The following is an 11,742-nucleotide window of genomic DNA, read 5'->3' on the forward strand; positions in this document are numbered from 1 at the left end:
AATCGGGCCCCGGAGCAACAACGACAAGAGGAGAATGGCAGGTGATGGCCTCGCCATCCACCTACCGTAAAGAAAGACCCGCGCCACGCGCTCAAGTTTCAAATTTTTTTCAGCCTGATGCGCGCGACGGCCGGACCGCTCTCGCCACCGCGCTCACGGTGGCGATTTCTCCTTTCAAATCAAAAGCTTTACTGCACCTGACCCGGCTGCGCCGTCGCGCGCAGATAGATTTCCACGCGACGATTCTGCGCGCGGCCCGCTTCCGTCGAGTTGTCGGCGATCGGCTGGTTCTGGCCCATGCCCGAAGCCGACAGACGTTGCGCCGGCACGCCGTGCGTCGCGACGTACGACGCCACGCTCTGCGCGCGGTTCTGCGACAGCGTCTGGTTGTAAGCCGGCTGGCCCGTGTTGTCCGTATGGCCGACCACGCTTGCGACCAGCTCCGGATGCTGCTGCATCGTCTGCGTGACGGAATTCAGCACCGGATCGAACGACGGCTTGATTGCGTAGCTGTTCGTGTCGAACGAGATCGAATTGGGGATGTTCACCTTGAGCGAGCCGTCCTGCTGCTCGGTCACTTGCGTGCCGGTGCCCTTCGAGTCGCCGGAAATCTTGTTCTTGATCGACTGCCAGTTGTAGCCGGTGATGCCGCCGACCGCCGCGCCCGTGGCCGCGCCGATCGCCGCGCCCTTGCCACCGCCGAAGATGGCGCCGATGCCCGCGCCGGTCGCGGCTCCAACGCCGGTGCCGACTGCGGTGTTGGTGCCTTGCTGCGAGGCGCAGCCGGCGACGAGTGCGCCTGCCACGGCAAACACGGACAGACGGGTGAAGAATTTAGTGTTCATCTTCGATCTCCTTAAAAACGACGAGCGATTCGGCGAGATGTGCCGACAGTGCGAAAGGGTCTTCGGACGAGCCTCCTGACGACCCTCTACAATAATGAGAAAGGCGTCCGGTTGCCCGATGCGATGCGTCCCCGGAAAGATTTGCAGCAGGATAGTGCAGTGCGCCAGAGCCTGCGCGCAACGGCGCTAACATTTACTTTCAATTTCCTCAGTTTGTTGCAAACCGCCGAGGGCGAAAAGCAACAACCGTTCCATGGAGTCTCGATGAGTATTGACCGCGCGAAGATCGACATCGCACTCGCCACACTGACCGATCCGAACACCAACCGCAAGTTCGTCGATACCAAAAGCATCCGCAACGTGGCCGTCGACGGCGCGAACGTCGCGGTGAGCGTCGTGCTCGGTTATCCCGCGAAAACCCAGTTTGCCGCGATCCGCGAGCAGGTCGCGGGCGCGCTGCGCGAGGTTGACGGTGTCGCGAACGTGACCGTCGACGTTTCTTCGCAAGTCGTCGCGCACGCGGTGCAGCGCGGCGTGAAGTTGCTGCCGAACGTCAAGAACATCATCGCGGTGGCATCGGGCAAGGGCGGCGTCGGCAAGAGCACGACCGCCGCGAATCTCGCGCTCGCGCTCGCGGCCGAGGGCGCGTCGGTGGGCATGCTCGACGCCGACATCTACGGCCCCTCGCTGCCGATGATGCTCGGCATCACCGGCCGCCCCGAATCGCCCGACAACCAGACGATGAACCCGCTCGAAGGCCACGGCATCCAGGCGAATTCGATCGGCTTTCTGATCGAGCAGGACAACCCGATGGTCTGGCGCGGCCCGATGGTCACCTCCGCGCTCGAACAACTGCTGCGTCAGACCAACTGGAAGGACCTCGATTACCTCGTCGTCGACATGCCGCCGGGCACCGGCGATATCCAGTTGACGCTGTCGCAGAAAGTGCCGGTCACGGGCGCGGTGATCGTCACGACGCCGCAGGACATCGCGCTGCTGGACGCGAAGAAGGGCCTGAAGATGTTCGAAAAGGTCGGCATTCCGATTCTCGGCATCGTCGAGAACATGAGCACGCACATCTGCTCGAACTGCGGTCACGAAGAGCACATCTTCGGCGCGGGCGGCGGCGAGCGCATGGCGAAGGAATACGGCGTCGAGATTCTCGGGTCTTTGCCGCTCGATATCTCCATTCGCGAGCGCACCGACGCTGGCCAGCCGTCCGTCGTATCGCAGCCGGATAGCCGCATCGCCGAGACCTATCGTGCGATCGCGCGCCGCGTCGCGATCTCGGTCGCCGAGCGTCAGCGCGACATGACATCGAAGTTTCCGAGCATCGTCGTGCAGAACACCTGATTCAGAGCAATCCATCGAGGCTTCGCGAGCCTTGTGCAATGCGGCTCGCGGTATCATGTCGCCTTCGATGCGCGGCAGCGTGGACGCACTGGGCGTCGGCGGGCCGCCGAGAGGATCGCATGAGAGACAGATTCGACGGGAGGGCGCTGCACGCCTTGATCGCGATGGCCGCTTGCAGCGTCATGCTGAGCGGTTGCGGCCTCATCTTCCAGAATCACGAGAAGCGCGCGGACGCGGTGCTGAAACCCACGCCCGGTAACGCGACGCGCGGCACCGTCACGCTGATCGAGCGCTCGGACGGCGTGCAGGTTTCGTACAGCTTCACCGACATGCCGCCGAACAGCGACCACGCGCTGACCGTGCACGAGCGCGGCGACTGCATCGCGGTGAACGATCAGGACACGAGCCCGGTGTTTGCGCTGCCCGCCGAGCGCAGAAAGCCGTCGTCGCGGCTCGAAGGCGAACTCGGCAATATCCACGCGGACGCGACCGGCGCGGCGACCGGCTTTATCGTCGCGACGGACGTCTCGCTCGACGGCGTGCGCTCGGTCATCTCGCGCGCGATCATGCTGCACCGCGAGGCGCTCGACCCTTACGCGAGCGCGCCGCACAACGTGGGCCCGTCGCTCGCCTGCGGCGTGATTCGCCGCTAGAGGCCGCGCCCGTTTGCGTCGCGGCCCGATCGCGTAAAATACGCGCTTTCGCGTTCACCGTTGAGTAGCGTCCCCTATGAGCATCAAGTCCGACAAGTGGATTCGCCGCATGGCCGAAGAGCACCGAATGATCGAGCCGTTCGTGCGCGATCAGGTGCGCGTGACCGAGGATGGCCGCAAGATCGTGAGCTACGGTACGTCGAGCTACGGCTACGACATCCGCGTCGCCGACGAATTCAAGATCTTCACGAACATCAATTCGACGATCGTCGATCCGAAGAATTTCGACGAAAAATCGTTCGTCGACTTCAAGGGCGATGTCTGCATCATTCCGCCGAATTCTTTCGCGCTCGCACGCACGGTCGAGTATTTCCGCATTCCGCGCTCGTGCCTGACGGTGTGTCTCGGCAAATCGACCTACGCGCGCTGCGGGATCATCGTCAACGTGACGCCGTTCGAGCCGGAGTGGGAAGGTTACGTGACGCTCGAATTCTCGAATACGACACCTTTGCCTGCCAAAATCTACGCAAACGAGGGCGTCGCCCAGGTTCTGTTCTTCGAAAGCGATGAAATGTGCGAGACGTCGTACGCCGATCGCGGCGGGAAATATCAAGGACAGCACGGCGTGACGCTGCCAAAAACCTGACGTCCGTTGCGCTTTAAGAAACGCATATAGCAAACGCTTGTCGAAAGACCGCTGGCCTCGGGATTGCATCCCAGGCGGCGGTCGTTTCCATTTGGAGAATCGCCTCATGAAGTTTCGCTTCCCCGTCGTCATCATCGACGAAGATTTTCGCTCCGAGAACATTTCGGGTTCCGGCATCCGGGCGCTTGCCGAGGCGATCGAGAAAGAAGGCGCCGAAGTGCTCGGCCTCACGAGCTACGGCGATCTCGCCGCGTTCGCGCAGCAGTCGAGCCGCGCGTCGTGCTTCATCCTTTCGATCGATGACGACGAACTGCTGCCTTACGCGGATAACGTCGTCGTCGAAGGCGACACGCCGGAGCTGGCATCGGCAATCGTCGCGCTGCGCGCGTTCATCAACGCCGTGCGCCGCCGCAACGCCGACATCCCCATCTTCCTGTACGGCGAAACGCGCACCTCGCGCCATCTGCCGAACGACATCCTGCGCGAGCTGCACGGCTTCATTCACATGTTCGAGGACACGCCGGAGTTCGTCGCGCGGCACGTGATCCGCGAGGCGAAGGTGTATCTCGATTCGCTCGCGCCGCCGTTCTTCAAGGAACTGGTGCAGTACGCGGAAGAAGGTTCGTATTCGTGGCACTGTCCGGGGCACTCGGGCGGCGTCGCGTTCCTGAAGAATCCGCTCGGGCAGATGTTCCATCAGTTCTTCGGCGAAAACATGCTGCGCGCGGACGTGTGCAACGCAGTCGACGAACTCGGCCAGTTGCTCGATCACACCGGCCCGGTCGCGGCGTCGGAGCGCAACGCGGCGCGCATCTTCAGCGCGGATCATCTGTTCTTCGTGACGAACGGCACGTCGACGTCCAACAAGATCGTGTGGCACGCGACCGTGGCGCCGGGCGATATCGTTCTGGTCGACCGCAACTGCCACAAGTCGATCCTGCACGCGATCACGATGACCGGCGCGATTCCCGTGTTCCTCACGCCGACGCGCAATCACTTCGGCATCATCGGGCCGATTCCGCGCGACGAGTTCAAGCCCGAGAACATCCGCAGGAAGATCGAGGCGAATCCGTTCGCGCGCGAAGCGCTCGCGAAGAACCCGAAGATCAAGCCGCGCATCCTGACGATCACGCAGAGCACGTACGACGGCGTGATCTACAACGTCGAGATGATCAAGGACCTGCTCGGCGATCTGCTCGACACCCTTCACTTCGACGAAGCCTGGCTGCCGCACGCCGAGTTCCACTCGTTCTATCAGGACATGCACGCGATCGGCGCGGGCCGGCCGCGCACCGGCGCGCTCGTGTTCGCGACGCACTCCACGCACAAGCTGCTGGCGGGCATTTCGCAGGCATCGCAGATTCTCGTGCAGGACAGCGAGAACAGCACGTTCGACCGCCATCGTTTCAACGAGGCGTATCTGATGCATACGTCGACGTCGCCGCAATACGCGATCATCGCGTCGTGCGACGTGGCCGCCGCGATGATGGAAGCGCCGGGCGGCACGGCGCTCGTCGAGGAATCGATCGCCGAGGCGCTCGATTTCCGCCGCGCGATGCGCAAGGTCGACGCCGAATATGGCGACGACTGGTTCTTCAAGGTCTGGGGCCCGGACGCGCTGGCGGAAGAGGGCATCGGCGACCGCGAGGACTGGATGCTGAAGCCCAACGACCGCTGGCACGGCTTCGGCGCGCTTGCGGAAAACTTCAACATGCTCGATCCGATCAAGGCGACGATCATCACGCCCGGACTCGACGTGGACGGCGAATTCGGCGAGTCCGGCATTCCGGCCGGGATCGTGACGAAGTATCTGGCGGAGCACGGCATCATCGTGGAGAAGACGGGGCTTTACTCGTTCTTCATCATGTTCACGATCGGCATCACGAAGGGCCGCTGGAACTCGATGGTCACCGAACTCCAGCAATTCAAGGACGACTACGACAACAACCAGCCGCTGTGGCGCGTGCTGCCGGAGTTCGTCGCGCAGCATCCGTCGTATGAGCGCATCGGCCTGCGCGATCTGTGCGAGCAGATTCACAGCGTCTATCGCGCGAACAATATCGCGCGCCTGACCACCGAGATGTATCTGTCGAGCATGGAGCCGGCGATGAAACCGTCCGAGGCGTTCGCCAAGCTCGCGCACCGCGAGATCGATCGCGTACCAATCGACGAACTCGAAGGCCGCGTGACGTCGATTCTGCTGACGCCGTATCCGCCGGGCATTCCGTTGCTGATTCCGGGCGAGCGCTTCAATCGCACGATCGTCGATTACCTGCGTTTCGCGCGCGAGTTCAACGAGCGCTTCCCGGGCTTCCATACGGATATCCACGGGCTCGTGGGCGAGATGATCAACGGGCGCATCGAGTATTTCGTCGATTGCGTGCGCGATTGATGTTCGTCTGATCCGCTGCTGCAAAAAACAAACGGCCCTTTCAAAGGGCCGTTTGTCGTTTCAGGCACTGCCGAACGGTTCAGATCAGCCCTTCCGCCTTCATCGCTGCCTGCACGCCGGGACGCGCGCCGACACGCTCCTGATACGCGACGAGCGCGGGCCACTTGCCGAGATCGATATCGACGTGCTTCGCCCAGTTGAGCACGGTGAAGAGATAAGCATCGCCGATGCTGAATTCGTTGCCGAGCAGGAACTGCTTGTCGTCGACCTGTTGCGCGACGTAGGTGAGACGGCGCTCGAGGTTGGCCATCGCGGCGGCTTTCCAGTCGCTGCTGGCGGCCGGATTGAAGAACGGCGAGAAATTCTTGTGCAGCTCGGTGCCGATGAACGTCAACCAACTTTGCAGGCGATAGCGCGCCATGGCGTCGTTGAGCGGCGCGAGATGCATCGCCGGAACCTGATCCGCGATGTATTGCATGATCGCGGGGCCTTCGGTCAGCAGTTCGCCGTTGTCGAGCAGCAGGGCGGGAATGTAGCCCTTCGCGTTGATCTTGTTGAAGTCCGCGCCGCTCGCGGTGATCTTGGTCTTGAGATCGACGGCTTCGATTTCGTAAGGCAGCCCCGATTCTTCGAGGGCGATGTGCGATGCGAGGGAACAGGCGCCTGCTTTGTAGAACAGTTTCAAAACGATTTCTCCAGGATGAACCGGCACGATTATGAACTATGTCGATCGCGAATAAAGGTCGAAAATGTGAAATTGTCTGTGCCGCATTGATTGATGAATGCGTTCAAGTACGCGCAAACTGCGGCCCGAAGTGAAAGCGCTCTCGGAAATAAGAATTTCCGTGTATGTACTTAGCATTACAAAGAATAGTATTCAATCAGACTGTGGCTCAACCCAAAGAAGATATTTATGAATGCGAGGCCGTCATTTGCTGGTGTGTGACTTTGACATTGCTGCGGACCACCGCTCTCGCATTCGTTGCGGTGAACCAATTAGCGAACGCCGCGACGGAAGTCGCCCCCAAAGACGTGCAAATCACGCTCCTGAAAGACTGGGCCCTGAGTCGATGTCTTGCGAAGGTGTACGTCGAAGCTGCTGCGAAAAGCGACGCCAACGCCTCGGCGAGCGCTTACCTCGAGAAGGGTGATTTGCCGATGGAGGCGTACGATGCAGCCGACCGCCTGGCTTCGGACTACGCAAACCGGAAGTACACGGGCTCGATCGAATCGGAGTTCGGCACAAAGAAGTGCATCGATCTTTTCGAAAGCGAGGCGCTGAGCGAACTCGCGACGAGACAAGTCGGCGCGCAGCGAAAGGCTCGCTAATCGATCACGAACTTCCGCTGCAACGTCGGGCCGCCTGCCGGCGGCATCGCGAATTCAGCATCGGCGGCCATATCATGCAGCGCGGTCTCGATGGCTTCGCATATCGCGTTCAGTGCGAGATCGTTTTCTTCGAGCCCGAACGGATCTTCGATCTGCGCGGCGATCGCTTCCAGCGCCATGAAGGCGTAGGCCACGAGCAACGCGAAAAGCGGCGTGAGCAAGCCCGCACCATCGACGAGCCCAAAGGGCAGCAGCGCGCAGAAAAGATAGATCGTGCGGTGAATCATCACCGAATACGAGAACGGCAGCGGCGTGGTCGCGATGCGCTCGCATCCGCCGATCACTTCCGACAGCGCATTCAGATTGTGCTCGATCGCGAGCACCGCATAACCGTCGATGGCGCCTTCGCGTCGGCGTTGCGCGACCCATTCGCCGAGCCAGAGCAGAATCAGCGCGGGCCGGAATCTGGCGGCGGCCACGCGCGCGTGGAGATCGGGCGGCAGACGCGGTGAGAGATCGGCGAGTGCGTCGGTGCCGCGCAACTGATGCCGCAGCGCATGCGCCAGCCCGCCGAGCGCGGCGAGAAAACTTCGCGAGTGCGCGCGATCGCGCGGGTCAGGCAGCGACAGCACCTGCTGCGCCAGCGCGCGCGACGTATTGAGCAGCGAACCCCACAACTTGCGGCCCTCCCACCAGCGTTCGTAACTCGCGCCATTGCGAAAGCCGAGAAACACCGCGAGCGCGATGCCGACGAGCGCGAACGGCGGCGTGCCGAGCCCGATCGGATAGGTTCGCATGTGGTCGTGCATGAAGATCGCCGCCACAGACAGCGCGAAGATCAGCCCGAGGCGCGGCAGCAGTTGCGGCAGCACGGAGCCATGCCACACGAACAGCAGCCGGAACCAGTTGAGCTTGGGGCGGATGATCATGACCGGCCGTTTCGATGAGCGCGAGTGACTAACACTCGATTATCTCGAAAATGTCGCGCATCGCGCAGAGACATGTCGCCGCGTCGGGCAACAAAAAAGGCCGTCCTTGCGAACGGCCTTCAATGTCACGAAGAAAACGCCTCGGAAGAAGCGATCAAAGCGCCGCGCGCGCCGCCTTCGCCGCCGCGCGGACCTGATCCGGCGCGGTGCCGCCCGGATGATTGCGGCTCGCAACCGAGCCTTCGAGCGTCAGATACTCGAACACGTCTTCGCCGATCAGATGCGCGACATTCGGCAATTCGCGACGCATCTCGTCGAGCGACAGATCCGCGATGTCGCATTCGCGATCCACGCAGATCCGCACCGCATGCGCGACGGCTTCGTGCGCGTCGCGGAAGGGCAGGCCGCGCTTCACGAGGTAATCCGCGAGATCGGTCGCGGTCGAGAAGCCTTGCAGCGCCGCCGCGCGCATCGCTTCTGGCTTGACCGTGATGCCCGCCGCCATTTCCGCAAAGATGCGCAGTGTGTCCGCGACCGTATCGACGGTATCGAACAGCGGTTCCTTGTCTTCCTGATTGTCCTTGTTGTACGCGAGCGGTTGGCCTTTCATCAGCGTGAGCAGCGCCATGAGATGGCCGTTCACGCGACCGGTCTTGCCGCGCGCGAGTTCGGGCACGTCGGGATTCTTCTTCTGCGGCATGATCGACGAACCCGTGCAGAAGCGGTCCGCCAGATCGATGAACCCGACGCGCGGGCTCATCCACAGCACCAGTTCTTCGGAGAAGCGCGACACGTGCGTCATCACGAGCGCGGCCGCCGCCGTGAATTCGATCGCGAAATCGCGGTCGGACACGGCATCGAGCGAATTCGCGCAGATGCCGTCGAAGCCGAGCGTGGCCGCCACCGCGTGACGGTCGATCGGATAGCTCGTGCCCGCGAGCGCCGCCGCACCGAGCGGCAGACGGTTCACACGCTTGCGCAAATCGCGCATGCGCTCGGCATCGCGCGCGAACATTTCGACATACGCGAGCAGGTGATGCCCGAACGTCACCGGTTGCGCCACTTGCAGATGCGTGAAGCCGGGCATGATCGTGCCGGCGTGCTTCTCGGCCATGTCGATGAGCGCGAGACGCAAGTCCTTCAGCAGATCGCCGATGCGGTCGATTTCGCCGCGCAGCCACAGGCGGATATCGGTCGCGACCTGATCATTGCGCGAGCGGCCGGTGTGCAGGCGCTTGCCCGCATCGCCGATCAGGGCCGTCAGGCGCGCCTCGATATTCAGATGCACGTCTTCCAGATCCAGCTTCCACTCGAACTCGCCGCGCTCGATCTCGCCCTTGATCTGCGCCATGCCGCGCTCGATGGCGGCGAGGTCGTCCGCGCCGATGATCTTCTGCGCCGCGAGCATCGACGCGTGCGCGAGCGAGCCCTGAATGTCGACGAGTGCGAGCCGATTGTCGAAGAACACCGACGACGTATAGCGTTTGACGAGCTCCGACATCGGCTCGGAGAAGCGAGCCGACCAGGCTTCGCCTTTTTTGTGCAATTGGGACGTCATGGTGATGTTCTCAGCGGTTTGTGCTTCGGGAAGAGGAAAATTTTAACATTCGGCACTATGCCGACCCGACGAGAATCACCAGCTTCAGATCCTCCCGGTGCGCTGGCTTGAACGTGATCTGATTGAACACGATGCGCCCGCGCGCCGGATGATTGAACGCGCGCTCGCCGCCTTCGCGCTCGAACACGTCCTGCGACGCCCAGTAGCGCGCGAACGCATCGCTCGCGGCGCTCAGACTGTCGATCAGCGCGCGCGTCGGCGCGTCGTTCAGATGACGGATCGAATCGGCGCGGAATTCGGCGGCGAGACGCCGCGCGCGCGTGTCCCAATCGACGATCAGCGCGCGCGCCGCCGGCGACGTGAACGTGTACGTCAGAAGATTGCGGTCATGCTCGCCATCCAGCCAGCCGACGAACAACGCCGATGCCGGCTCGTTCCAGCGCAACGCGTTCCATTGACGGTCGAGCACGTAGGCGGGCGCGCCGATCAACGCGACCGTCTGCAACAGCGCGGCGGGCGCGTCCTGGCTCGCGGGATCGGGCTCGGCGGGATCGCGTTGGGCGGCGAGTTCGAAGAGATACGCGCGTTCGGCGCGCGACAGTTGCAGCGCCACGGCGATGCGCGCGAGCGCATCGGCGGAAGCGGACACCGGGCGGCCCTGCTCGATCCACGTGTACCAGGTCGGGCTCACGCCGCACAGTTGCGCGACTTCCTCGCGACGCAGCCCCGGCGTGCGGCGGCGCGGGCCCGGCGCGAGCCCGACGGCCTGTGGCGACAGCCGTTCGCGATGCGCGCGGATGAATTCGCCGAGCGCGTGGGCGGGCGTTTCGGCGAGTGGTTCGTTCTTGTCGGTGAGGTTCATTCAAACATCGACGGGTGGTTTATATACCAGGATAGCTGCACAACTTGTACTGGTACAAAGCGGGCTCTATTGTACTGGCAGGTCCCTCACCCAGAACGAAAATCGGAGCGCACGATGAAACACCACGACCAGGTCGCAGACGCATTCGGCAGCACGGCCGCCGCCTATCTCACGAGCGCCGTCCACGCGAGCGGCGCGGATCTGCAAAATCTTTCCGCGACTTTCGCGGCCACCTGCGGCAACGCGAGCGTGCTGGACATGGGCTGCGGCGCGGGTCACGCGAGCTTCGCGATCGCGCCGCACGTGCGCGAGATCGTCGCGTACGACATCGCGCCGCAGATGCTCGCGACAGTCGAAGCCGCCGCGAAAGCGCGCGGCCTGACGACGGTCCGTACCCAGCAGGGCGCGGCCGAGACGCTGCCGTTCGCCGATGGCACGTTCAACTGGGCCGTGAGCCGCATGAGCGCGCATCACTGGCGCGACGTGCCCGCTGCGTTGAAGGAAGTGCATCGCGTGCTGAAGCCGGGCGGGCGGCTCAAGTTCATCGATATCGCGGGCATCGACGATCCGCTCTACGACACGCACATTCAGGCGATCGAACTGCTGCGCGACGCGTCGCACATCCGCGACTATCGCGCCGACGAATGGATCGCGATGCTCGATGCCGCCGGTTTCGATGCGCAAGTCACCGAGCGCTGGCGCATCGCGCTGGAATTCGAATCGTGGGTGACGCGCATGCGCACGCCGCCCGAGCGCGTGACGGCGATCAGATCGATGTGGACGAGCGCGCCGGATGAAGTGCGCCAGTACTTCGGCGTGAAGGAAGATTGTTCGTTCGAACTCGATGCGGTGATGATCGAGGCGAAACGAAGAGACTGACAAAACGGCGTCGTGCGCTAAACGCACGACGCCGTCCGGACTCAACCCGTATTGCGCAATCCCGCCGCAATCCCGTTGATCGTCAGGTGAATGCCGCGCCGCAACCGCACGTTCTGATCCCCCGAGCGATGCCGCTTCAGCAACTCGACCTGCAAGTGATTGAGCGGATCGAGATACGGAAAGCGGTTCTTGATCGAGCGCGCAAGCAGCGGGTTGTCCGCGAGACGCTCGCCTTTGCCGGTGATCTCGGCCAGCACGTTCGACGTGCGCTCATGCTCCGCGACGATCTTGTCGAA

At 62.8% G+C, this 11,742-nt stretch carries 12 protein-coding genes; 6 read left to right on the forward strand and 6 right to left on the reverse strand.

Annotated elements, in window-relative coordinates; genetic code table 11:
- Window positions 1-188: 188 nt before the first annotated feature.
- Complete coding sequence (locus tag AWB80_RS02625) at window positions 189-845, reverse strand: YiaD family glycine zipper/OmpA-like lipoprotein (protein WP_061173047.1); 657 nt, start codon at window positions 843-845, stop codon at window positions 189-191.
- Between the two features lie 264 nt (window positions 846-1,109).
- On the opposite strand from AWB80_RS02625, the gene apbC reads away from it, so the two are divergent.
- The 4 genes from apbC (at window position 1,110) to AWB80_RS02645 (ending at window position 5,889) form a co-directional block, all read left to right on the forward strand.
- Window positions 1,110-2,198: an iron-sulfur cluster carrier protein ApbC gene (apbC, locus tag AWB80_RS02630; RefSeq protein ID WP_061173113.1), complete on the forward strand. Its 1,089-nt coding sequence runs from the start codon at window positions 1,110-1,112 to the stop codon at window positions 2,196-2,198.
- 119 nt (window positions 2,199-2,317) lie between these two features.
- A complete protein-coding gene (locus AWB80_RS02635) occupies window positions 2,318-2,851 on the forward strand; it encodes a superoxide dismutase family protein (protein ID WP_061173048.1) in 534 nt (177 codons plus the stop codon).
- Window positions 2,852-2,927: 76 nt separating this feature from the next.
- Window positions 2,928-3,497: a dCTP deaminase gene (dcd, locus tag AWB80_RS02640; RefSeq protein ID WP_035508313.1), complete on the forward strand. Its 570-nt coding sequence runs from the start codon at window positions 2,928-2,930 to the stop codon at window positions 3,495-3,497.
- Window positions 3,498-3,603: 106 nt separating this feature from the next.
- The gene (locus tag AWB80_RS02645; RefSeq protein WP_061173049.1) at window positions 3,604-5,889 is read left to right on the forward strand and encodes an arginine/lysine/ornithine decarboxylase; all 2,286 of its coding nucleotides are present in this window, start codon (window positions 3,604-3,606) and stop codon (window positions 5,887-5,889) included.
- Between the two features lie 79 nt (window positions 5,890-5,968).
- Here the strand turns inward: AWB80_RS02645 and gstA are convergent, their stop codons facing one another.
- Complete coding sequence (gene gstA, locus AWB80_RS02650) at window positions 5,969-6,574, reverse strand: glutathione transferase GstA (RefSeq protein ID WP_061173050.1); 606 nt, start codon at window positions 6,572-6,574, stop codon at window positions 5,969-5,971.
- 203 nt (window positions 6,575-6,777) lie between these two features.
- On the opposite strand from gstA, the gene AWB80_RS02655 reads away from it, so the two are divergent.
- A complete protein-coding gene (locus AWB80_RS02655; protein ID WP_160147403.1) occupies window positions 6,778-7,218 on the forward strand; it encodes a T6SS amidase immunity protein Tai4 family protein in 441 nt (146 codons plus the stop codon).
- Here AWB80_RS02655 and AWB80_RS02660 read toward each other — a convergent pair.
- The 3 genes from AWB80_RS02660 to AWB80_RS02670 all read right to left on the reverse strand — a co-directional run bounded on the left by AWB80_RS02660 (window position 7,215) and on the right by AWB80_RS02670 (window position 10,567).
- Complete coding sequence (locus AWB80_RS02660; protein WP_061173051.1) at window positions 7,215-8,147, reverse strand: bestrophin family protein; 933 nt, start codon at window positions 8,145-8,147, stop codon at window positions 7,215-7,217. The genes AWB80_RS02655 and AWB80_RS02660 overlap by 4 nt on opposite strands.
- A 154-nt stretch (window positions 8,148-8,301) precedes the next feature.
- The gene (gene argH, locus AWB80_RS02665; RefSeq protein WP_061173052.1) at window positions 8,302-9,705 is read right to left on the reverse strand and encodes an argininosuccinate lyase; all 1,404 of its coding nucleotides are present in this window, start codon (window positions 9,703-9,705) and stop codon (window positions 8,302-8,304) included.
- A 55-nt stretch (window positions 9,706-9,760) separates the two neighbouring features.
- Window positions 9,761-10,567 (reverse strand): helix-turn-helix transcriptional regulator, encoded by an 807-nt coding sequence (locus AWB80_RS02670; protein ID WP_061173053.1) that lies wholly within the window; start codon window positions 10,565-10,567, stop codon window positions 9,761-9,763.
- Between the two features lie 114 nt (window positions 10,568-10,681).
- On the opposite strand from AWB80_RS02670, the gene AWB80_RS02675 reads away from it, so the two are divergent.
- Entirely contained in the window at window positions 10,682-11,446 is a 765-nt protein-coding gene (locus AWB80_RS02675; protein WP_061173054.1) for a class I SAM-dependent methyltransferase, read from the forward strand.
- Window positions 11,447-11,487: 41 nt separating this feature from the next.
- Here the strand turns inward: AWB80_RS02675 and AWB80_RS02680 are convergent.
- On the reverse strand, window positions 11,488-11,742 hold a 255-nt coding region (locus tag AWB80_RS02680), incomplete at its 5' end, for a phosphoenolpyruvate carboxylase (protein ID WP_143327950.1).

This window comes from Caballeronia pedi (assembly GCF_001544915.2).
GTDB lineage: Bacteria > Pseudomonadota > Gammaproteobacteria > Burkholderiales > Burkholderiaceae > Caballeronia > Caballeronia pedi.

Bases quoted from the DNA above. Each gene is read 5' to 3' on its own strand.
- AWB80_RS02625 (WP_061173047.1), bottom strand. From the start codon at position 845: ATGAACACTAAATTCTTCACCCGTCTGTCCGTGTTTGCCGTGGCAGGC.
- AWB80_RS02645 (WP_061173049.1), top strand. From the start codon at position 3,604: ATGAAGTTTCGCTTCCCCGTCGTCATCATCGACGAAGATTTTCGCTCC.
- AWB80_RS02660 (WP_061173051.1), bottom strand. From the start codon at position 8,147: ATGATCATCCGCCCCAAGCTCAACTGGTTCCGGCTGCTGTTCGTGTGG.
- argH (WP_061173052.1), bottom strand. From the start codon at position 9,705: ATGACGTCCCAATTGCACAAAAAAGGCGAAGCCTGGTCGGCTCGCTTC.
- AWB80_RS02670 (WP_061173053.1), bottom strand. From the start codon at position 10,567: ATGAACCTCACCGACAAGAACGAACCACTCGCCGAAACGCCCGCCCAC.
- dcd (WP_035508313.1), top strand. From the start codon at position 2,928: ATGAGCATCAAGTCCGACAAGTGGATTCGCCGCATGGCCGAAGAGCAC.
- apbC (WP_061173113.1), top strand. From the start codon at position 1,110: ATGAGTATTGACCGCGCGAAGATCGACATCGCACTCGCCACACTGACC.
- AWB80_RS02675 (WP_061173054.1), top strand. From the start codon at position 10,682: ATGAAACACCACGACCAGGTCGCAGACGCATTCGGCAGCACGGCCGCC.
- AWB80_RS02635 (WP_061173048.1), top strand. From the start codon at position 2,318: ATGAGAGACAGATTCGACGGGAGGGCGCTGCACGCCTTGATCGCGATG.